The sequence below is a fragment of the Burkholderia sp. ABCPW 11 genome, from assembly GCF_001523445.1.
Lineage (GTDB): Bacteria > Pseudomonadota > Gammaproteobacteria > Burkholderiales > Burkholderiaceae > Burkholderia.
Genome location: NZ_LOVM01000032.1, coordinates 286,243 through 306,126, shown reverse-complemented (window position 1 = coordinate 306,126; position 19,884 = coordinate 286,243). Strand labels below are relative to the sequence as shown.

Annotated in this window: 24 protein-coding genes and 1 riboswitch; of the genes, 13 read left to right on the top strand and 11 right to left on the bottom strand. The window is 66.8% G+C overall.

The window, feature by feature from the left end:
* On the bottom strand, window positions 1–1,653 hold the full coding sequence (locus WS61_RS14545; RefSeq protein ID WP_059501123.1) for an FAD-dependent oxidoreductase: 1,653 nt from the start codon (window positions 1,651–1,653) through the stop codon (window positions 1–3).
* 362 nt (window positions 1,654–2,015) lie between these two features.
* Here WS61_RS14545 and WS61_RS14540 point away from each other — a divergent pair, with 362 nt between their 5' ends.
* Complete coding sequence (locus tag WS61_RS14540) at window positions 2,016–2,819, top strand: EAL domain-containing protein (RefSeq protein WP_034206532.1); 804 nt, start codon at window positions 2,016–2,018, stop codon at window positions 2,817–2,819.
* Window positions 2,820–3,009: 190 nt separating this feature from the next.
* Here the strand turns inward: WS61_RS14540 and WS61_RS14535 are convergent, their stop codons facing one another.
* Both WS61_RS14535 and WS61_RS14530 read right to left on the bottom strand, forming a co-directional pair.
* The gene (locus tag WS61_RS14535) at window positions 3,010–3,420 is read right to left on the bottom strand and encodes a GFA family protein (protein ID WP_059501082.1); all 411 of its coding nucleotides are present in this window, start codon (window positions 3,418–3,420) and stop codon (window positions 3,010–3,012) included.
* 165 nt (window positions 3,421–3,585) lie between these two features.
* The gene (locus tag WS61_RS14530) at window positions 3,586–4,377 is read right to left on the bottom strand and encodes an IclR family transcriptional regulator (RefSeq protein ID WP_059501081.1); all 792 of its coding nucleotides are present in this window, start codon (window positions 4,375–4,377) and stop codon (window positions 3,586–3,588) included.
* 261 nt (window positions 4,378–4,638) lie between these two features.
* Here WS61_RS14530 and WS61_RS14525 point away from each other — a divergent pair, with 261 nt between their 5' ends.
* The gene (locus WS61_RS14525; RefSeq protein ID WP_059501080.1) at window positions 4,639–5,826 is read left to right on the top strand and encodes an acyl-CoA dehydrogenase; all 1,188 of its coding nucleotides are present in this window, start codon (window positions 4,639–4,641) and stop codon (window positions 5,824–5,826) included.
* 126 nt (window positions 5,827–5,952) lie between these two features.
* Here WS61_RS14525 and WS61_RS14520 read toward each other — a convergent pair whose 3' ends face one another.
* Complete coding sequence (locus tag WS61_RS14520; protein ID WP_006476788.1) at window positions 5,953–6,591, bottom strand: peroxiredoxin; 639 nt, start codon at window positions 6,589–6,591, stop codon at window positions 5,953–5,955.
* A 317-nt stretch (window positions 6,592–6,908) separates the two neighbouring features.
* On the opposite strand from WS61_RS14520, the gene WS61_RS14515 reads away from it, so the two are divergent.
* The 3 genes from WS61_RS14515 to WS61_RS14505 all read left to right on the top strand — a co-directional run bounded on the left by WS61_RS14515 (window position 6,909) and on the right by WS61_RS14505 (window position 8,207).
* Window positions 6,909–7,211: a YqjD family protein gene (locus tag WS61_RS14515; RefSeq protein ID WP_006494044.1), complete on the top strand. Its 303-nt coding sequence runs from the start codon at window positions 6,909–6,911 to the stop codon at window positions 7,209–7,211.
* A gap of 119 nt (window positions 7,212–7,330) precedes the next feature.
* Window positions 7,331–7,720 carry a phage holin family protein gene (locus WS61_RS14510; RefSeq protein ID WP_059501079.1) on the top strand — a complete coding sequence of 130 codons (390 nt, stop codon included), beginning with the start codon at window positions 7,331–7,333 and terminating at the stop codon, window positions 7,718–7,720.
* A gap of 43 nt (window positions 7,721–7,763) precedes the next feature.
* Window positions 7,764–8,207 (top strand): DUF3318 domain-containing protein, encoded by a 444-nt coding sequence (locus WS61_RS14505; protein ID WP_034206527.1) that lies wholly within the window; start codon window positions 7,764–7,766, stop codon window positions 8,205–8,207.
* Between the two features lie 54 nt (window positions 8,208–8,261).
* Here WS61_RS14505 and WS61_RS14500 read toward each other — a convergent pair whose 3' ends face one another.
* From WS61_RS14500 to glyA, 7 genes are all read right to left on the bottom strand, one after another.
* A complete protein-coding gene (locus WS61_RS14500) occupies window positions 8,262–8,708 on the bottom strand; it encodes a type IV pilin protein (RefSeq protein ID WP_059501078.1) in 447 nt (148 codons plus the stop codon).
* The gene (locus WS61_RS14495) at window positions 8,705–9,169 is read right to left on the bottom strand and encodes a pilus assembly protein (RefSeq protein WP_059501122.1); all 465 of its coding nucleotides are present in this window, start codon (window positions 9,167–9,169) and stop codon (window positions 8,705–8,707) included. The genes WS61_RS14500 and WS61_RS14495 overlap by 4 nt, the downstream gene beginning before the upstream one ends.
* A 140-nt stretch (window positions 9,170–9,309) precedes the next feature.
* Window positions 9,310–10,143, bottom strand: a complete 834-nt coding sequence (locus WS61_RS14490) for a type IV pilus assembly protein (RefSeq protein ID WP_059501077.1) — start codon at window positions 10,141–10,143, stop codon at window positions 9,310–9,312.
* The gene (locus tag WS61_RS14485) at window positions 10,133–10,534 is read right to left on the bottom strand and encodes a hypothetical protein (protein ID WP_095211734.1); all 402 of its coding nucleotides are present in this window, start codon (window positions 10,532–10,534) and stop codon (window positions 10,133–10,135) included. The genes WS61_RS14490 and WS61_RS14485 overlap by 11 nt, the downstream gene beginning before the upstream one ends.
* Window positions 10,535–10,539: 5 nt before the next feature.
* Window positions 10,540–11,103, bottom strand: a complete 564-nt coding sequence (locus tag WS61_RS14480) for a GspH/FimT family pseudopilin (RefSeq protein ID WP_059501075.1) — start codon at window positions 11,101–11,103, stop codon at window positions 10,540–10,542.
* Between the two features lie 153 nt (window positions 11,104–11,256).
* Window positions 11,257–11,736 (bottom strand): transcriptional regulator NrdR, encoded by a 480-nt coding sequence (nrdR, locus tag WS61_RS14475; protein ID WP_050011738.1) that lies wholly within the window; start codon window positions 11,734–11,736, stop codon window positions 11,257–11,259.
* Window positions 11,737–11,742: 6 nt separating this feature from the next.
* Window positions 11,743–12,990: a serine hydroxymethyltransferase gene (gene glyA, locus WS61_RS14470; protein WP_059501074.1), complete on the bottom strand. Its 1,248-nt coding sequence runs from the start codon at window positions 12,988–12,990 to the stop codon at window positions 11,743–11,745.
* Between the two features lie 137 nt (window positions 12,991–13,127).
* A riboswitch (ZMP/ZTP riboswitch) is annotated at window positions 13,128–13,228 on the bottom strand.
* Between the two features lie 180 nt (window positions 13,229–13,408).
* Between glyA and WS61_RS14465 the strand changes: the two genes are divergently transcribed.
* The 8 genes from WS61_RS14465 (at window position 13,409) to ybgF (ending at window position 19,788) form a co-directional block, all read left to right on the top strand.
* Window positions 13,409–14,155, top strand: a complete 747-nt coding sequence (locus WS61_RS14465; protein ID WP_059501073.1) for an SDR family NAD(P)-dependent oxidoreductase — start codon at window positions 13,409–13,411, stop codon at window positions 14,153–14,155.
* 106 nt (window positions 14,156–14,261) lie between these two features.
* Window positions 14,262–14,750 carry a tol-pal system-associated acyl-CoA thioesterase gene (gene ybgC / locus WS61_RS14460; RefSeq protein ID WP_059501072.1) on the top strand — a complete coding sequence of 163 codons (489 nt, stop codon included), beginning with the start codon at window positions 14,262–14,264 and terminating at the stop codon, window positions 14,748–14,750.
* 144 nt (window positions 14,751–14,894) lie between these two features.
* Window positions 14,895–15,572: a protein TolQ gene (tolQ, locus tag WS61_RS14455; RefSeq protein ID WP_059501071.1), complete on the top strand. Its 678-nt coding sequence runs from the start codon at window positions 14,895–14,897 to the stop codon at window positions 15,570–15,572.
* A gap of 10 nt (window positions 15,573–15,582) precedes the next feature.
* A complete protein-coding gene (gene tolR, locus WS61_RS14450; protein ID WP_006484943.1) occupies window positions 15,583–16,032 on the top strand; it encodes a protein TolR in 450 nt (149 codons plus the stop codon).
* Window positions 16,029–17,084 carry a cell envelope integrity protein TolA gene (gene tolA / locus WS61_RS14445; protein ID WP_059501070.1) on the top strand — a complete coding sequence of 352 codons (1,056 nt, stop codon included), beginning with the start codon at window positions 16,029–16,031 and terminating at the stop codon, window positions 17,082–17,084. The genes tolR and tolA overlap by 4 nt, the downstream gene beginning before the upstream one ends.
* Window positions 17,085–17,193: 109 nt before the next feature.
* On the top strand, window positions 17,194–18,489 hold the full coding sequence (gene tolB, locus WS61_RS14440) for a Tol-Pal system beta propeller repeat protein TolB (RefSeq protein ID WP_034206517.1): 1,296 nt from the start codon (window positions 17,194–17,196) through the stop codon (window positions 18,487–18,489).
* 17 nt (window positions 18,490–18,506) lie between these two features.
* Window positions 18,507–19,019: a peptidoglycan-associated lipoprotein Pal gene (gene pal, locus WS61_RS14435; RefSeq protein WP_006484980.1), complete on the top strand. Its 513-nt coding sequence runs from the start codon at window positions 18,507–18,509 to the stop codon at window positions 19,017–19,019.
* A gap of 19 nt (window positions 19,020–19,038) precedes the next feature.
* Window positions 19,039–19,788, top strand: a complete 750-nt coding sequence (ybgF, locus tag WS61_RS14430) for a tol-pal system protein YbgF (protein WP_011544679.1) — start codon at window positions 19,039–19,041, stop codon at window positions 19,786–19,788.
* Window positions 19,789–19,884 lie beyond the last annotated feature (96 nt).

The window sequence follows — 19,884 nt, the reverse complement described above, 5'->3', positions numbered from 1 at the left end:
TCAGCGGGCGCAGGTGGCGCGCGCCAGTGCGTCGGCAATCGCCTGACGGTCGAGCGTGCGCGTGCGTGCGCAGACGTGCTGGTCGGGGCGCAACAGGTAGAACGTGCCGGGCTGCGCGTCGTAGCGCCGCGCGGCGAGCCCGTCGACGTCCTCCACGACGTCGACGCCGGCCACCGGCTGCGCGTGCCCGGCCGGCACGACGAGCACGGGACGCACCGGCAGCGCGAGACCGCCGACGGCCTGCGCGAGCGCCGCCGCGTCGCCCGGCAAGCCGAACAGCACGCCGGTGAAGCCGCCGCGCAGATGCTGCAGCAGCCATCCCCGCGCACCCTGCACGCGCACCGGCGCATCGGCCGCCGCCGCGCCCGGCCGCATCGCGCACGCGAATGCGTCGCCGCCGCGGTCCGGCGTGTTGAGCGGCGAATCGGCGAGCACGGCCGGCACCGACAGGCGCCCGCTGTTCACCAGCTTGCGCGCGAACTCGCAGTCGCGCGCAAGCTTCAGCGTCGCATCACGAAACACGCGCGACACCGCGCTCTTCGGCGTGATGAAATCGGTCGAGCGCGTCGAGTGGCGGATGTTCTCGTCGGCCGCAAACTCGCGCTCGCTCGCATACGTATCGAGCAGGCTGTCGGCGGAATGGCCGTCGAGCACCAGCTTCAGCTTCCACGCGAGGTTGTCCGCGTCCTGCACGCCGCTGTTCGCGCCGCGCGCGCCGAACGGCGACACGCCGTGCGCGGAATCGCCCGCGAACAGCACGCGGCCGTGACGGAACGTGTCCATCCGCTGGCAGCGGAACGTATAGACGCTCACCCACTCGAGCTCGAACTCGACGTCCGGCCCGAGCAGCGCGCGCACGCGCGGGATCACGCGCTCCGGCTGCTTCTCGGCGACGGGATCGGCATCCCAGCCGAGCTGGAAGTCGATGCGCCACACGTTGTCGGGCTGGCGGTGCAGCAGCACCGACTGGTTGCGGTGAAACGGCGGATCGAACCAGAACCAGCGCTCGGTCGGAAACTCCGCCTTCATCTTCACGTCGGCGATCAGAAAGCGGTCCTTGAACGTGCGGCCACGGCTTTCCAGGCCCATCATCGTGCGCATCGGGCTGCGCGAGCCGTCGGCCGCGATCACGTACTGGGCGCGCAGCGTCGCGACGCCGTCCGGCGTCTCGACCGTCAGCACCGCGTGTTCGGCCGACTGCTCGATACCCGTCACCTTGTGCTTCCAGCGGATGTCGATGTTCGGCAGCTCGAGCGCGCGATCGGCCAGATAGCCTTCGACGTAGTACTGCTGCAGGTTGATGAACGCGGGGCGCGCATGCCCTTCCTCGGGCAGCAGGTCGAACGCGTAAAGCTGCTCGTCCTGCAGGAACACCTTGCCGACGTGCCAGCTCACGCCCTTGTCGACGAAGCGCTCGCCGCAGCCGAGCCGGTCGAAGATCTCGAGCGTGCGCTTCGCGAAGCAGATCGCGCGCGAGCCGGTCGACAGCGTGTCGTCGTCGTCGAGCAGCACGACGGGCACGCCCTGCTGCGCGAGGTCGATCGCGGCCGCGAGGCCCACCGGGCCCGCGCCGACGACGATCACCGGGTGGACGGCCGCGTCGTGCGCGCGGGCGCGGTACTCGAACTTCAGCGTCTGGTAATCGATGCTCATGGTCGCCATCCGCTCCTCAACCGCGCCGTGCGCGCACCGCCGCGCCCGTCGTCCCGCCCCTCTCCTGCCGGCGCGCCTGCCCGCCTGTCCTGTCAACCGCCACGTCTCGCTCCTTGCTTCCTGTTGATTCGTGAACGGCGCCGTTTCGCGGCGCCCGCATGCCGCATTGCTTGATCGGCGGCACATTCTGGATTTACGAATAGTAAAACCAATTACGAATAGTGAAATAAACGTAAACCCTAGGCATCGACGCGGGGACGGGATAACCATATGAGCGAAACGCCAAGCCGAGCGCGGCGCGCACTGCTAATATCAAGTCAACGAGGCGGCCCTTTCGGCCGCCATTTTTCCTTCTCACGCCGATGATTCCGCCTACCATCCCCGAGCTGGTCGCCCGTGCCGGGCAACTGCCGTATCTGCGGGAACACCTCGCGCTTGCCGAGGGCGGCACCGCGTGCGCGAATCTGCCCGAGCGCACGCTCGCCAGCGCGTACGAGCCGATCTACGACGTGACGATGCCCGGCTCGCCGCAATCGACGTCGTTCGCCGACGCGATCGAGCGCTACGGCGACGAGCTCGGCTTCCAGGCCGTCACGCTCGTCACGGGCGCGCAGCACGATCCGGTCGACGCGGCCGTCGACGACCAGACGCTGGTCGCGATCGACCGCCTGTCGCGCGCGCTGCACGCGATCAATTTCTTCGGGGCGCAGCGTCACGGGCTGCTGTTCCTGCGCGTGCACGAGCGGCTGCTCAAGAGCGTGAAATACGACCACGGCAAGCATTTCTCGTCGGTGCTGCAGCGCTTCGGGCTGCCGCCCGAGCGGATCGTGATCGAGTTGCCGGCGGTCGCGGTCGCCCACAAGACGTTCCTCGGATACCTGACGCGCAGCTACCAGCATCACGGGTTCAAGGTCGCGGACAAGCTGCCGGACCCGGGCCGCATCCTCGCGGTCGAATCCGACATGGCGCGCCCCGACTACATCAAGATGGATGCGGGCATCGCGTTGCGCGACGGGATGGTCAAGGCGCTCGTCGCCTACGCACAGCGCGTGCGCATTCCGCTCATCTTCGACGGCGTCGTCGACGAGACGCAGTGCGAGCTGCTGCGCCAGCACGACGTGCGGTTCATGCAGGGGCCGGTGTTCGCGAAGGTCGTGACGGCCTGAGGGATCGGCGGGGAAGGCGCGCGGGAGCGGCGTGCCGGATGGCGGGCGCCGGTGTCGTGCCGCTTCGCAGATCGGGTTTCGGCACGCAGCGTGGCGCGACGCCGGTCGGTTCCTGGTTCGTTCATGCAGCGAAGCCGGACGCGCTTGCGCGCGCTCGACGCCGGCGCAGCGACCGACGCCGATGTGGCGCCTATTCTGGTCCGCCGTCGGCGTACTTCGGTAGATCGTCGTCGATCTCGATGCCGGGGAAACGATCCCCGTACCAGACATGCCACGCCGGACGCAGCCGCGACGGTTCGTCGAGCGTCGCGGAATTGATCTCGACCGTCTGCGGCGCGTCGGAGCGCCGGTATTCGAGCTGCGCGCCGCAACGGCCGCAGAAGCGCCGCTCGCCCCACGCGCTCGATGCATAGACGGTCGGTTCGCCCTGCAAGTATTCGAATGCGCCGATCGGCACCGATGCCGACGCAACGACCGCCGCCCCGGTCGTGCGCTGGCAGAGCCGGCAGTGGCAGAAGCCCGCGTCGGCGGGAACGTCGGCGATACGGTAGCGGATCGCGCCGCACGCGCATCCGCCTTCCATCGGTTCGGAGTGCGCCATTGCAAACCTCGTCGTCGGGAAGCACGCGAACGATGATGAGCGCGGTTCTCCCGTCGCGCAATACGCAACGGCGCCGCGCCGCCTCCGCGCCCCACGCTTTACGGCCTACGCCGACCCAGCGCGAACCAACCGGTTGCCGCGCGACGGCAACGCCCGCGCGCTTGCTCAGACCGTCTGCCCGAGCCGCTGCGCGAGCGCCTTCAGTCGCGGTCCGACCTGCGTGCGAAACACGTCCTCGTCCATCGACGACGCGGGGCCGCTGCAGCTCAGGATCAGCCAGCGCCCCTCGCGCGGCTCGCGAAACGGCACGGCCGCCGCGTTCACGTCCATGTGCCACGCGCGGAACGAATAACAGCAACCGCCCGTCGAGAACTCGGCCACCGCCCGCTGCGCGGCCTCGACGAGCGCATCGGCGTCGGCCGCGCCGCCGGCCGCGCGGTGCAGTTCGGCATAGAGCGCGCGGCGCGCGTCTTCCGGCTGCACGGCCAGATACGCGCGCCCCATCGAGCTCGTCAGCATCGACAGCCGCGAACCGGGCGCGAGCCCGAGCGTCAACGCGGTCTCGCTGCGGATCGTCTCCAGGTAGATCATGTCGAGCCCGTCGCGGCAGCCGAGCGACACGGCCGCGCCGATCTCGCGCGCCAGCGCCTGCATGTGCGGCCGCGCGAGATCGATCGTCCCCGAGCCCGACAGCAGCGCGTAGCCGAGCGACAGCACGCCGGCGTCCAGCGCATACTTTCCGAGCGTCTCGTCGTAGCGCAGATAGCCGAGCACCGTCAGCGTATAGGCGAGCCGGTTCACCGTCGCCTTCGGCAGGCCCGTGCGTTCCGCGAAATCGCGATTGCCCAGCATCGTCTCGCCGGGCCGGAAGGCGCGCAGCAGGTCGAGCCCGCGCGCGAGCGCGACGACGAACTTGCGCTCGTCGATCGGGGTGTCGTCGATGGTTGAAAGTGTCATCCGGTGCTACACTGGGTTCGGTTTGCAAAACATTGTTCCGCACAGCGGAACGCAAGTCAAGCGAACTTCACGCATCAGCCCGGAGCAAGCGCCGAAGCACTCTCTGCCCGACCGAAAAAGCACGGGTGTGGAGTCGCGCCGAGGCGCCCGCTCCGACCGACCGCAAAGATGGGGCCGAGTAAGCACCACTCGGCCCGACCGCGAAGCATGGGGCCCGAGTAAGCGCTGAAGCGCCAACTCCGGCCGACAGGAGATGAGACGATGAGTGCTGCAACTTTTCATTGGGACGATCCGCTGCTGCTCGACCAGCAACTGACCGAAGAAGAGCGAATGGTCCGCGATGCCGCGCAGGCGTACGCACGGGACAAGCTCGCGCCGCGCGTCACCGAAGCGTTCCGCCACGAACGCACCGACGCGGCCATCTTTCGCGAGATGGGCGAAGTCGGCCTGCTCGGCCCGACGATTCCCGAGGAATACGGCGGCCCCGGCCTCAACTATGTGAGCTACGGATTGATCGCGCGCGAAGTCGAGCGCGTCGATTCGGGCTACCGGTCGATGATGTCCGTGCAGTCGTCGCTCGTGATGGTGCCGATCCACGAATTCGGCTCCGACGCGCAGAAGCAGAAATACCTGCCGAAGCTCGCGACCGGCGAATGGATCGGCTGCTTCGGCCTGACCGAGCCGAACCACGGCTCCGATCCGGGCAGCATGGTCACGCGCGCGAAGAAGGTGCCGGGCGGCTACTCGCTGTCCGGCGCGAAGATGTGGATCACCAACTCGCCGATCGCCGACGTGTTCGTCGTGTGGGCGAAGCTGGAAGAAAACGGCAAGGACACGATCCGCGGCTTCATCCTCGAGAAGGGCTGGAAGGGCCTGTCGGCGCCCGCGATCCACGGCAAGGTCGGGCTGCGCGCATCGATCACCGGCGAGATCGTCCTCGACGAAGTGTTCGTACCCGAAGAGAACCTGATGCCGAACGTGAGCGGCCTGCGCGGCCCGTTCACCTGCCTGAACTCGGCGCGCTACGGGATCGCGTGGGGCGCGCTGGGCGCTGCCGAGTCGTGCTGGCACACCGCGCGCCAGTACGTGCTCGACCGCCGGCAGTTCGGCCGGCCGCTCGCCGCGAACCAGTTGATTCAGAAGAAGCTCGCCGACATGCAGACCGAAATCACGCTCGGCCTGCAAGGCGTGCTGCGCCTCGGCCGGATGAAGGACGAAGGCACGGCCGCCGTCGAGATCACGTCGATCATGAAGCGCAATTCGTGCGGCAAGGCGCTCGACATCGCCCGCCTCGCGCGCGACATGCTCGGCGGCAACGGCATCTCCGACGAATTCGGCGTCGCGCGCCACCTCGTGAACCTCGAAGTGGTCAACACGTACGAGGGCACGCACGACATCCACGCGCTGATCCTCGGCCGCGCGCAAACGGGTATCCAGGCATTCTTCTGACGATCCGGTCATGACGCACGCGGCAGCGATGCCGCGCACGCGCCCGCCGCCAAGCAAGAGGCCCGCCCGGCATCGCTGCCGGGCGGGCCTCTCGTCATCGGAGCCGCGGCTGCGGGCCGCCGATGCTTACTTGTTCGGCTGCGGCGTCAGGCGCAGATACGGACGCACCGCGTTGAAGCCCTTCGGGAAGCGCTTCTTCAGCTCTTCCGGATCCTGCAGCGACGGCACGATCACGACGTCGTCGCCGTCCTTCCAGTTGCCGGGCGTTGCGACCTTGTAATTGTCGGTCAGTTGCAACGAATCGATCACGCGCAGCACTTCGTCGAAGTTGCGCCCCGTGCTGGCCGGATAGGTGATCGTGAGCCGCACCTTCTTGTTCGGGTCGATCACGAACAGCGAACGCACCGTCAGCGTTTCGTTCGCGTTCGGGTGAATCATGTCGTACAGCTGCGATACCTTGCGGTCCGCGTCGGCGATGATCGGGAAACCCACGACCGTCGACTGCGTTTCGTTGATGTCGTTGATCCAGCCCTTGTGCGATTCGACGCCGTCGACCGACAGCGCGATCACCTTCACGTTGCGTTTCTCGAATTCGCCCTTCAGCTTCGAGGTCAGCCCGAGTTCGGTCGTGCACACCGGCGTGTAGTCGGCCGGATGGGAGAACAGGACACCCCAGCTGTTGCCGAGCCACTCGTGAAACTTGATGGTGCCCAGGCTCGATTCCTGCTCGAAATCCGGTGCGATGTCGCCAAGACGCAGACTCATGATGTTCCCTCCTCGAACGATGCTGGTTGAAACCGCGCGCCGGACAGCGCGGGGCAGTCCATCAGCTTACGGGAAGCAATGGGCCGTGCGAACGATTATTCCGTTTGATATTCATACTTTTTTGTCATTTTTACCCGGCGTCGCGGCAGTGCGGAGGGCTGCGAGGGAAACTTTTCAATCCTTTGCCGCTCTGTTCATGATTACAAGTCGTTTACCATGCAGTCTTGCGCTGCCGCCGTGTGTCTTCCCGGCTCGCCAGCAGGCAGGGGTTTCGCTACGATGTGAACCTGCAGCATGACAGCACGAAGGGAGTTGCAATGTCGGAAATCAACAAGGAGAAACTGATGTCGGATATCAAAACCGTTCTCTCGGACGCCGAAGACCTGCTCAAGCAAGCGGCGAGCAGCACGGGCGACCGTGCGGCCGAGCTGCGCGAGAAGGCCATGTCTCGCCTGAAGCAGGCCAAGGAAAAGGCGGCCGACGTCCAGGTCGTGGTGGTCGAGAAAGGCAAGAAGGCCGCGCGCGCGACCGACGACTACGTGCACGAGCATCCGTGGACGTCGATCGGCGTGGCCGCCGGCGTCGGCGTGCTGATCGGCCTGCTGATCAATCGCAAGTAACGCGCTTGGCGCCGTTTCGTCCCGCAGGCCGCGTCGCGCGGCCCGCGGGCGTCGAAGCCAGCCGGCTGCGCCGGCCGGCTTTGTCCTAGCTGCTCACTGCACGCGCAAGCACCTCATCCATGACGACAGACACCCCCTCGCAGCCGTCCGGTCAAGGACCGCTGCGCCGCCTCGTCGGCTCCGCCATCGGCCTTCTGCAGACGCGCCTCGAACTGGTGGGCATCGAGCTCGCCGAGGAGAAGGAGCGCCTGATGGGCGTGCTGTTCCTCGGGCTCGCCGCGATGATGCTCGCGACGATGGCGCTCATCAGCCTGACCGTGCTGGTCGCGATCGCGTTCTGGGATACCTACCGCTGGCAGGCACTCGCCGCGATCACCGCGCTGTATGCCGTTGGCGGCATCGTGTGCGCGCTGAAGGCCCGCTCGGGCCTGCGCGACGCGCCGACCGTATTCGAGGCGACGCTCGCCGAACTCGAGAAAGACCGCGACCTGTTCCGCGGCAAGTCGTGAACGCCCTCGCGCTCATCCCTCCCACCTACCTCGCCGACGCGCCATGAGCCAGAACATCACGGGCAATTCATCCCGCTCCCATTCGTCGCGATCGAACTGGAGCGCATCGCAGCACCGCGCGCTCCGCAAGGAATTGCTGATCCTGCGATCCGAAGTCGAGCGGCTCGAACTCGCGGAAGCCGCCGCCGAAATGCGTCAGGCCGTCACGCGCTTCAGCTGGCTCAAGGTGTTCATCCCCGGCCTGTCCTCCCACAAGTTCGGCCAGTCGGCCAAGAACCTGAACGCAAGCCTCGGCCAGCTCGTCAACCAGTATCCGATGCTGAGCTCGCTCGCGTCGCTCGTGCTGGCGAAACCCGTTCGCTCGCTGCTGCGCGCGAGTGCGGGCCCCGCGTTGAAGTGGGGCACCCTCGGCTTCGCCGCATGGGAGGTCTACCGGATCTGGAAGCAGTCCCGCGACGAGCGCGGGCTCGACGCACACGACGACTGACCGTCGGCATCTCCGCGCGCACGGCCATGGCCGCTGCGTGTCTTCCTTGCGAACTCAGCGCCCGCCCCAGCAGGCCGCGCCGGGTTCGTCGGCGCCATCGTTTCCTGCATTGCCCTTCGTCCCGTCCGAGCGCAGCGTGAACGTGCCGCATGCATCGTCGCGCATCGGGCCGGTATCGAGTGGCGTCGCTGCCAGTTCATAGCTCACCGGCGAATCGTCGCCGTCGGGCCGCCCGAGCGTCAATCGATACACGGCATGCCCGTCCGGCGGCGCGTGCGCGAGCGCATCCGGCAATGCCGCAGGCGGCGCACCGTCCAGCGTTTCGAGATATTGGGCCGCACGGTACAGCGCGGACACCGCCGACGCGCGGTGAACACGCACGACATGCTCGCGATACGTCGGAATACCCCACCCGGTCAGCACCGCGACGATCGCGAGCACGATCATCAGTTCGATCAGCGTGAATCCCGCCGCTCGGCACATCGACAGGCGGCCTTTCATCGAAACACCGCCGCGACACGACGCCAACGCAGCACGATGATGTGGCCGTCGCGTATCGCGACCTGGTGTTGCAGCCACACGGCGCTCGACGCGTGCGCGCCGACGCCGCGCGCAGTGATCAGGTAAGTGCGGTCGCCGGCCTGCCCTGCCGGACGTCGCCACGCCTCGATCAGGCATCGCGGCGGTTGCGCGGCCGTCGGCCAACCGGCGAATGGCGCGAACGCTTCGACCGCCGCCAGCGGCGGCATGCGTCGCCATGCGTCGGGCTCCGCATGCGATTCGCTTTCGCTCACATACGGCGCCGAGCCGCGCAGCAATCGCCAGGTGCACGCGGCAAGCGCGGCATCGGCCGCGTGGAATGCGATCAGCCGATCCGACAACGCTCGAGTGCGGCGCGATTCCGTCAATGCCGCGTCGAACCACGTGCCGGTCAGTGCCGCGATCGCTGCGCCGATGGCGATCACCGCAGGCAACGCAAGGCCCGCGTCGCGACGCCATGCGCGGCGGGTTGAGCGCAAACGTAGATGCAGCTCGTGCGGGCTCGCCGCCGAAAGGTCAACGCATCGGGAGAGGGTGTCCCGCGCGTACTGCGCTGTTCCGCTCATCGCGCCACCCCGCTTGCTCGAGTTGCATCATGCAACGCAACGTCGGATCGGAGCGCGACGTTCCGCAACGCGACGATGCGATCGAGCGTCAAACGTGCACGGCCGTCCGGCGCCAACGCGGCGCGGCCGTCGCAGTCGACATGCCGCGTCGGTTCGCGCATCGGTTCGCCGCGCGCCCGCACACAGACATGCACGGCCACGACCTCGCGCCAGTCGTCGGCACGCATCGCATCGGCGTCGACAAACTGCGTGGCGCCGCGGCGCAAATAGCGCATGCGCAATTGATCGATTCCCGCCACGACGGGCTGCGGCGTGCCCGGCCGGCCGCTTCCTTCGCAATACAGTTCGGGTTCGCCCGTCGACGGGCTGATATGCGCGTCGAAGCGATTCTCCACCGGCGCCGGTTCGCCCGGCACGCCGACACCCTGCCCGAGGCAATCCGTCGCCTGACCGCTCACCGTCGTCCACGTCGATACGGCATCGCCGACATACCGGATCAGCAACGCGTCCGATGACAAGCGCGACGGCTCGCAGCGCACCTGTGCGCCGCTACCCCGCACGCGCGCCATCGAACACCCGAACACCGGCGGCAACGACGATGCCGCTTCGGCATCGAGCGGCCGGAATCCTGCCATCTGGACCTGCTGACCGATCAGCATCAGCGCGGTCGTAGCCGCGTCGCGCATCCTGAACCCGTCTTCCGCACGGCGCTGCGCAATGCGCTGCGCGTGGTACAGCGCACCGGCCGCCGCGAGCACGAGCAGCCCGACGGTCATCGCGATCAGCACTTCGAGCAGCGTATGCCCACGCATCCAGCGATCAGCGTTCATCGCCTGCCCGCTCGCGAAATGGTATCCGGACACACGATGGCGGTCGCGTCGACGTTCCCGCCGCGTCGCAGCGCGGCGGCGCGCTCCCATTGCCGCCACGCCAGCGGACAACCGCATAGCGGACGCCGCCCGGCCCACCGTCGAGCGTCATCGCGCCATCCGGCAACGACGCTGCCGCCAGCGCCGCGAGGTCGTCGTCGGCCGCGGCCGCAGCATGCAGACGCTCGATACGCGCGTCGGCCAGCCACAGCGCGCGTTCGCGCCAGATCGTCGCGCGCTGCGCACGCGCCATCGCGAGCTGGCTGCCGACTACTGCCAGCATGACGGTGGCAAGCAGCGCGATGGCCAGCGTCGCCTCGATCAACGACGTACCGCGCATGGCATCGCGCATGGCGATCACACCGCGTCGCAACGGCCGGCGGCGATTCGCGCGCGGCCGCCTGCCGCAATCCGCACGCAACGCGACGCGTGCGCATCGTCGGCGCCGGACACGCTGCGCCTCGGACGCACCTCGAAACGCCGGATTCCGCCGATCGACTGACCGACCGGCGGCGCAAACGCAAGCTCATGTGCGGCGCCCGAAACGGCCACTTCGGCATCGCGCGGGTAGCGTCGCAGCACACGCGATTGCCCGTCGACCTGCCCGCTGACGAGCCAGTCGCACGACCATTCGGCAGGATCGCATCGCTCACCGGCGCGCAGACAGGCACCGTCGCGCCCGGCGCGGCACAGCGTGACGCGCGCGCCAAGACGCGTTGCCTCGGCACGCGCAAACGACAGCGCACCGAGCAGCGCGCGCGAGCGTGCATCCACGCGTTCGCGCATGCGCCACTGGTCGAACGTGGGGACCGCATAGAGCGCGAGCCCCGCCGCCAGCGACATGACGACCATCAGCTCGACGAGCGTGAATCCGCCCGGTCGTTGCACCACATTCTTCAAGGATTGGGCGCCCAGTTCCATCGCAATCGTCCTCCGCCACGGTGATGCAACGACTGTAGCGGCGCGTGCGGACGCGCGCCATTGGCCGAACGGCCGACTGGCGACATGCGATCGCAGCCGACACAATCGGCGCGAATCGAACCAACGGAGCAGACGATGAACGAACGCAGCGCGTCAGCGCTTACGTGGGGTCTTGGCGGGAGAAGCGCGACGGAACTCTTCGATCACGTCGGCAAATTCGGAAACGTCCTCGAACTGGCGATACACCGATGCGAAGCGCACATAGGCGATCGTATCGAGGCCGCGCAACTCGTTCATCACGAGTTCGCCCAGCTTCTCGCTACGCACTTCGCGCTCGCCAGTCGCGAGCAGTTGATATTCGATACGGGCGACCGCCGCGTCGATCGCGTCGGCGGCAACCGGCCGCTTGCGCAGCGCGAGTTGCATGCTGGCGACGATCTTGCGACGGTCGAACTCCGTGCGGCTGCCGTCCTTCTTCACGACGAACGGCAGGGACAACTCGACCCGCTCGTACGTCGTGAAACGCTTGTCGCAAGCCGAGCAGCGACGGCGCCGCCGAATCGCGGCGCCATCTTCGGACACGCGCGAGTCAACGACCTGCGTGTCGTCATGCCGGCAGAACGGGCAGCGCATCGGCGATCAACGGTAAACCGGGAAACGCTTGGTCAGCTCGGCGACCTGCGCGCGTACGCGCTCGATCGTCGCTGCGTCTTCCGGGTTCTCCAGCACGTCGGCAATCAGGTTGCCCACCTGCTCGGCTTCCGCCGGCCCGAAACCGCGCGTGGTCATCGCCGGCGAACCGAGACGGATGCCGCTCGTCACGAACGGCTTTTCCGGGTCGTTCGGGATCGCGTTCTTGTTCACCGTGATGTGCGCCGCGCCGAGCGCCGCTTCCGCTGCCTTGCCCGTGATGTTCTTCGCGCGCAGGTCGACCAGCATCACGTGGCTTTCCGTACGGCCCGACACGATGCGCAGGCCGCGCTTCACCAGCGTTTCGGCCAGCACGCGTGCGTTCTCGACGACCTTCTGCTGGTATTCCTTGAACTCCGGCGACAGCGCTTCCTTGAACGCCACTGCCTTCGCCGCGATCACGTGCATCAGCGGGCCGCCCTGGATCCCCGGGAAGATCGCCGAGTTGATCGGCTTCTCGTACTCGGCCTTCATCAGGATCACGCCGCCGCGCGGGCCGCGCAGGCTCTTGTGCGTCGTCGTCGTCACGAAATCCGCGTGCGGCACCGGGTTCGGGTACACGCCCGCCGCGATCAGGCCTGCATAGTGCGCCATGTCGACCATCAGGTACGCGCCCACCGACTTCGCGATCTTCGCCAGACGCTCGAAGTCGATCTTCAGCGCAAACGCCGACGCGCCCGCGACGATCAGCTTCGGCTTGTGTTCCTGCGCGAGCTGCTCGGCCGCTTCATAGTCGATGTCTTCGTTTTCGTTCAGGCCGTAGCTCACCACGTTGAACCACTTGCCCGACATGTTCACCGGCGAGCCGTGCGTCAGGTGGCCGCCATGCGCGAGGCTCATGCCCATGATCGTGTCGCCCGGCTTGAGCATCGCGAAGAACACGCCCTGGTTCGCCTGCGAACCGGAGTTCGGCTGCACGTTCGCCGCTTCCGCGCCGAACAGTTGCTTCACACGGTCGATCGCCAGCTGCTCGACCACGTCGACGTACTCGCAACCGCCGTAGTAGCGCTTGCCCGGATACCCTTCCGCGTACTTGTTCGTGAGCTGCGAGCCTTGCGCGGCCATTACGGCCGGGCTCGTGTAGTTTTCCGACGCGATCAGCTCGATGTGATCTTCCTGGCGGCGGTTTTCCTGCTCGATCGCTGCAAAGATTTCGGGATCGACGTTCGCGATGGTGCTTTGGGCTCTGTCAAACATACGGTTTCCGTTAAGTGTGTACAGGTTGACCGGAGTGGCCAAGTACGGTGCGCTGCTGGCGAGACCAGCTCGACGTGGCGGAAGAATCCGTATGACGCGAGGCAGGACAGCCACCGGCGATGCACGCGACGGCGCACAACGGCTGCCCAGGCGAACGGCAAAAACAGCGCCCCGCGCTTCACGGTGGGATGCTCCACCTTGAACCCGAAGGGTTCTATCGCCAGTCACGCAGGGGTGATGAGCGCATTAGTGTATTGGATGCGTCATGAATAGGCAACCGCACGGCGGGGCGCCCGAATCAATTGGGGCCAGATTTTACGCGCCCGTGCCGAAACGCTTCGTCGCCTTGCCGCGGTGCGGCATTCTCAGTAGGCTTGCGGGATTCCACCCGCTATCACGTCACCGACCAGGAGCAGCAATGATCGTGTTCGTCACAGGCGCGTCCGCCGGTTTCGGCGCCGCCATCTCCCGTGCCTTCGTCAAGGGAGGCCACCGCGTGGTCGCGACCGCGCGCCGCAAGGATCGTCTCGATGCGCTCGCCGCCGAGCTCGGCGACGCCCTTCTGCCGCTCGAGCTCGACGTGCGCGACCGCGCAGCCGTCGAAGCCGTGCCGGCCGCCCTTCCCGCCGAATTCGCGGCGCTCGACGTGCTCGTGAACAACGCCGGCCTCGCGCTTGGCGTCGAGCCTGCCCATAAGGCCAGCCTCGACGAATGGCAGACCATGATCGACACGAACTGCTCGGGCCTCGTGACCGTCACGCATGCGCTGCTGCCCGGCATGATCGAGCGCGGCCGTGGCCATATCTTCAATCTCGGCTCGGTTGCCGGCACCTATCCGTATCCGGGCGGGAACGTATACGGCGCAACCAAGGCTTTTGTCCGACAATTCAGCCTGAACCTGCGCGCCGATCTGATCGGCACGCCGTTGCGCGTGACCGACATCGAGCCGGGCCTGTGCGGCGGCACGGAATTCTCGAACGTCCGCTTCCGTGGCGACGACGCGAAGGCGGCGAACGTGTACCAGAACGTCCAGCCGCTCACGGCCGAGGACATCGCCGACACGATCTACTGGATCGCGACGCGCCCGGCGCACGTGAACATCAATACGATCGAGATGATGCCGGTCGCCCAGGCGCCGGCCGGCCTCGCGATCCATCGCGGCTGACGCATCGCGCACCGCCGCGGCGGCCTCCGGCCGGCCCGCGGCGTGCCGCGTCGTACTACATTCCGTTACGAAACCGTTACGAATCCGGTTCCTGCGTTCCGGTAGAATGCGCGCCATGACTCAGCCCACCCGCTCCCCGGAAGCGCTGTCCGGCTTTACCTGGCCGGTGCGCGTGTACTACGAGGATACCGATGCAGGCGGCATCGTCTTCTATGCCAACTACCTGAAGTTCTTCGAGCGCGCCCGCACCGAGTGGCTTCGCGCGTGCGGCGTCGACCAGCGCCGGCTCGCCGACGATACCGGCGCGATCTTCATCGTGCGCAGCACGTCGCTCGACTACCGCGCGCCGGCGCGACTCGACGACACGCTGACGATCACGAGCCGGCCCGGACGCATCGGCCGCGCGTCGGTGGAATTCACGCAGGAAGCCTGGTGTGGCGACACGCTGCTCGTGGCCGGGCACATCCGCCTCGGCTGCGTCGACCGTCACGGCATCCGGCCCGCGGCCATCCCGCCGGCCGTGCTCGACGCGCTGCAACGCGGGCCCGTCATCGACGACGCCGGGCAGCCTGACCTGTCAACGAAGCTCGCATGAGCGCCGTTTAGACACAGCCTATGAACTTGCCGTTCTGATTCGATACTAAGCAAGGTTCGGCGTCAGGCATGGCCGGCGCGCCGCGCCGCACGCACACCGGACGCCCTTGCCGGGCACTCCCGAAGGGACGTTACTCAAACCTCTATGAATACTGCTCAAGACCTGTCGATCATTTCCCTCGTCCTCAACGCGAGCGTGCTGGCCCAGGCCGTGATGGGACTGCTGCTGCTGCTGTCGCTGATGTCGTGGACCTTCATCTTCCGCAAGTGGTTTGCGATCCGTCGCGCGCGCGCGCAAACCGAACGCTTCGAGAAGGATTTCTGGTCGGGCGGCGACCTGCAGGCGCTGTACCAAAGCGCAGCCAACAACCGCCACACGATCGGCGCACTCGAGCGGATCTTCGAATCGGGGATGCGCGAATTCCTCAAGGCGAAGGAAAAACGCCTCAGCGATCCGGGCCTCGTGCTCGACGGTGCGCGCCGCGCGATGCGTGCGTCGTTCCAGCGTGAAATGGACGCGCTCGAAGCCAACCTCGCGTTCCTCGCGTCGGTCGGCTCGGTCAGCCCGTACATCGGTCTGTTCGGCACGGTCTGGGGGATCATGAACTCGTTCCGCGGCCTCGCGAACGTGCAGCAGGCCACGCTCGCGAACGTCGCGCCCGGTATCGCCGAAGCGCTCGTCGCCACCGCGATCGGCCTGTTCGCCGCGATTCCGGCGGTGGTCGCGTACAACCGCTACGCGCACGACATCGACCGCCTCGCGATCCGCTTCGAGACCTTCATCGAAGAGTTCTCGAACATCCTGCAGCGTCAGGCCCAGTAAGGAGCGCGCCATGGCAGGAAGCCCCATCCGATCCAGCATGCGCGGCGGCCGTTCGCGCCGCGCGATGGCCGACATCAACGTCGTGCCGTACATCGACGTGATGCTGGTGCTGCTCGTGATCTTCATGGTCACCGCACCGCTCGTCGCGCCGTCGATCATCAACCTGCCGACCGTCGGCAACGCGGCGCCGCAGGAGCAGACGCCGCCCGTCGTCGTCAACATCAAGGCCGACCGCACGATGAGCGTCAAGTACAAAGGCGACTCGGGCGCGACCCAGGAAGACACGATGACGAAGGCCGAGCTCGACAGCTTCATCTCGGCCCGGCAGGCCGATCACCCTGACCAGCCGGTCGTGATCGCAGCCGACAAGACCGTGCAGTACGATGCCGTCATGACCGTGATGTCCGATCTGAAGGCGCGCGGCGTCAAGCGCGTCGGCCTCCTCGTCAAATCGCAATGAACCGGCAGCAATCCACGCGCAGATCCGCGTACCCGCTCCAGCCTCCCCGCGAGCGTGGGACATGGCGCGCGTTCGCGCTCGCCGCGCTGATGCACGTGCTGCTCGCGCTGTTCCTCTATCACGGCGTGCAGTGGCAGAACAGCACGCCGGCCGGCGCCGAAGCCGAGCTGTGGACCGAAGTGCCCGACGTCCCCGCGCCACGGCCCGTCGTCACGCCCACGCCGCCCGCGAAGGTCGCGCCGCCCCCTCCCCCGGTGCGCGACGAACAGGCCGACATCGCGCTGCAGCAGAAGAAACGTCAGCAGGAAGCGGCCGCGCGCGAAGCGCAGCTCGAGCAGCAACGCCGCGCGCAGCAACTGAAGGCCCAGCAGGAAGAGGAGGCACGTCGCGCGCAGCTCGCCGCGCAACAGGCCGCCGCGCTCGCCGCGCAGCGGGCCGCGGAACGCGACAAACAGAAGCAGGCCGACAAGCTCAGGCAACAGCAGCTCGCCGAGCAGCAAAAGCTCGAACAGCAGAAACTCCAGCAGCAAAAGCAGGCTCAGCTCGAAGCGCAGCAGGCGGCGAAGGCGAAGGCCGACGCAGCCGCGAAGGCAAAGGCGGAAGCGCAGGCCAAGGCGAAGGCCGAAGCCGCGGCGCGCGCGAAGGCCAATGCGGCGGCGAACGCGAAGCTCGACCGCGAGCGCAGTGCGCGCCTCGCGCAGCTGCAGGGGCTGTCCGGCGCCGGCGAAGGCGGCGGCGAAGGCCTCGCGAAAAGCGGCACGGGCACGGGCTCCGGCGGCAATGCCGCCACGCCGGGCTATGCCGACAAGGTGCGCCGCCGCGTCAAGCCGAACATCGTTTGGGGCGGCGAGCGGGCGGGCCTGACCACCGTCGTCAAGATTCGGTGCACGCCGTCCGGTGACGTATTGAACGCATCGGTCTCCCGCTCGAGCGGGAATCCGGGGTGGGATCAAGCCGTGGTCAACGCGATCCACGCGTCGGTCCCGTTGCCGCCCGATTCTAACGGTCGTACCCCGTCTGACATTACGATCACCTTCAAGGCGGCAGAGTGAAACGAAATGCGCTTACACTCCGGGCGTCGCTGTCAGATGGGAACGAATCGGGTATTTTTACTGTCTCTGCCGTTGCGCAGCGATCCAAGCCATACGGGAAGCAAGAAGCATGAGTTTGATGACAAAGCTAGGTTTCAGGGCACTCGTGGCCTCGTGTCTGATTACGGCCGGCAGCGCCGCTAACGCCCAGGTCAACGTGCTGATCACCGGTGTCGGGTCGACCCAGTTCCCCATCGCCACCGCGAATTTCACGAACGAGGCGAACCTGCCGCAGCAGGTCACGTCGATCGTTCGCGCCGACCTCGCGCGCAGTGGCAAATTCACCAACATCGACGCCGGCAGCACGCCCGTGCCCGAGACCGCATCGGTCGATCTCGGCGCATGGAAGGCCAAGGGCGCGAATGCGTTCGTGGCCGGCAGCGTGAACCGCGACGCAAACGGCCAGTACAAGGTCAACTTCATCCTGTACGACACCGTGAAGCAGCAAAGCCTCGGCGGCCTGTCGCTGACGGCCACCGACACCACGCTGCGCACGGCCGGCCACAAGATCGCCGACTACATCTACCAGAAGCTGCTCGGCGTGCGCGGCGTGTTCGCCACGCGGCTGTCGTACGTGATCAAGACCGGTAACCGCTACCAGCTGCAGATTTCGGATTCGGACGGCCAGAACGCGCGCATCGCGCTGTCGAGCACCGAACCGATCATCTCGCCGGCCTGGTCGCCGAGCGGCACGAAGGTCGCGTACGTGTCGTTCGAGCGCAAGAAGCCGATCGTCTACATTCATGACCTGCCGACCGGCAAACGCTACATGGTCTCCGACCAGAAGGGCAACAACAGCGCACCGGCGTGGTCGCCGGACAGCAACACGCTCGCCGTCGCGCTGTCGCTGACGGGCAATACGCAAATCTATACGGTCAACGCGAACGGCGGCGGCCTGCGCCGTCTCACGCAGAGCAGCTCGATCGATACCGAACCGTTCTACTCGCCGGACGGCCGCTGGATCTACTTCACGAGCGACCGTGGCGGTGCGCCGCAAATCTACCGGATGCCCGCACAGGGTGAAAGCGCCGGCGCCGCACAGCGCGTGACCTTCACCGGCAGCTACAACACGAGCCCGCGCGTGAGTCCGGACGGCAAGCTGCTCGCATACATCTCCCGCACGGGTGGGGGCTTCAAGCTGTACGTTCAGGATCTGCAGACCGGCGCGGCGAACGCCATCACGAATACCAATCGCGACGAATCGCCGAGCTTCGCGGCAAACGGCCAGTACCTTCTGTACGCGACCCAGTCGGGCGGTCGCAATGTTCTGGCTGCAGTGCCCTCCGACGGCAGCGCGCCGCCGCAGATCCTGTCCGTCCAGGGCGGCTCCGTTCGCGAGCCGTCGTGGGGGCCCTTCATGCAATGACCACAAGGAGAGTAACCATGATGTCGAATAAAGCTCGTCTGGCCCTGGCCGTGATGATGATCAGCGCGCTCGCAGCGTGCAAGTCGGGCGTGAAGCTCGACGACAAGGCAAACAACGCGGGTGCAGTCAGCACGCAGCCGAGCGCCGACAACGTCGCGCAAGTGAACGTCGATCCGCTGAACGACCCGAACAGCCCGCTCGCGAAGCGCAGCATCTACTTCGACTTCGACAGCTATTCGGTGAAGGACGAGTACCAGCCGCTGATGCAGCAGCACGCGCAGTACCTGAAGAGCCACCCGCAACGCCACGTGCTGATCCAGGGCAACACCGACGAACGCGGCACGAGCGAGTACAACCTCGCGCTGGGCCAGAAGCGTGCGGAAGCCGTCCGCCGTGCGATGGCCCTGCTCGGCGTGAACGATTCGCAAATGGAGGCCGTGAGCCTCGGCAAGGAAAAGCCGCAGGCAACGGGTCACGACGAAGCATCGTGGGCGCAGAACCGCCGCGCCGACCTCGTCTACCAACAGTAAGTAACGGAAGAATCGCCGTATGACGCACCGTTTAACCTGGCTGCGCGTTGCCGCAGCATTCTGCGTCGCGGGCGCGGCGTGGTCGGCCGCGCCGGCGCACGCCGGCATGTTCGACGACAACGAAGCGCGCCGTGCCGTACTCGATCTGCGCAGCAAGAGCGACAACCTGTCGAGCCAGTTGTCGGCCGCCCAGCGTACGATCCTCGATCAATCCGGCCGTATCGACCAGCTGAATCAGCAGGTCGCGACGCTGCGCGGCGAGAACGAGGATCTGACGAACCGGCTGACGACGCTCGAGCGGCAGCAGAAGGAGTACTACCAGGATCTCGACACGCGGCTGAAGAAGTTCGAGCCGCAGCAGGCGACGATCGATGGTGTCGAAGGCACCGTGCAGCCGGGTGAAACGGATGCGCTCAGCGCGGCGCAGCAGCAGTTCCGCAACGGCAACTTCAAGGCGGCGGCGGCTTCGTTCCGCGCGTTCATCGCGAAGTATCCGCAGAGCCCCTATCAGCCGACCGCGCAGTACTGGTACGGCAACGCGCAATACGCGCTGCGCGACTACCGCGGTTCGACCGCGACGTGGCAGGGGATCGTCAGCAAGTTCCCGCAGCACCCGCGCGCGGCCGACGCCCTCGTGGCGATCGGCACGAACCAGCTCGAGCAAGGCCAGAAGGCGGCCGCGAAGAAGACGTTCGAGCAGGTCGTGTCGCAGTACGCCGGATCGAACGCGGCGCAGACGGCGCAGGGCAAGCTCGAAACGATCAAATAATTATCGTGACGGGTTGTTGACAGCCCTGCAACCCGTCGCTATAATCTTTTGCTCTTTAGGTCGTTGCCCAAGTTGCTGAAGCAACGAACCGACAGG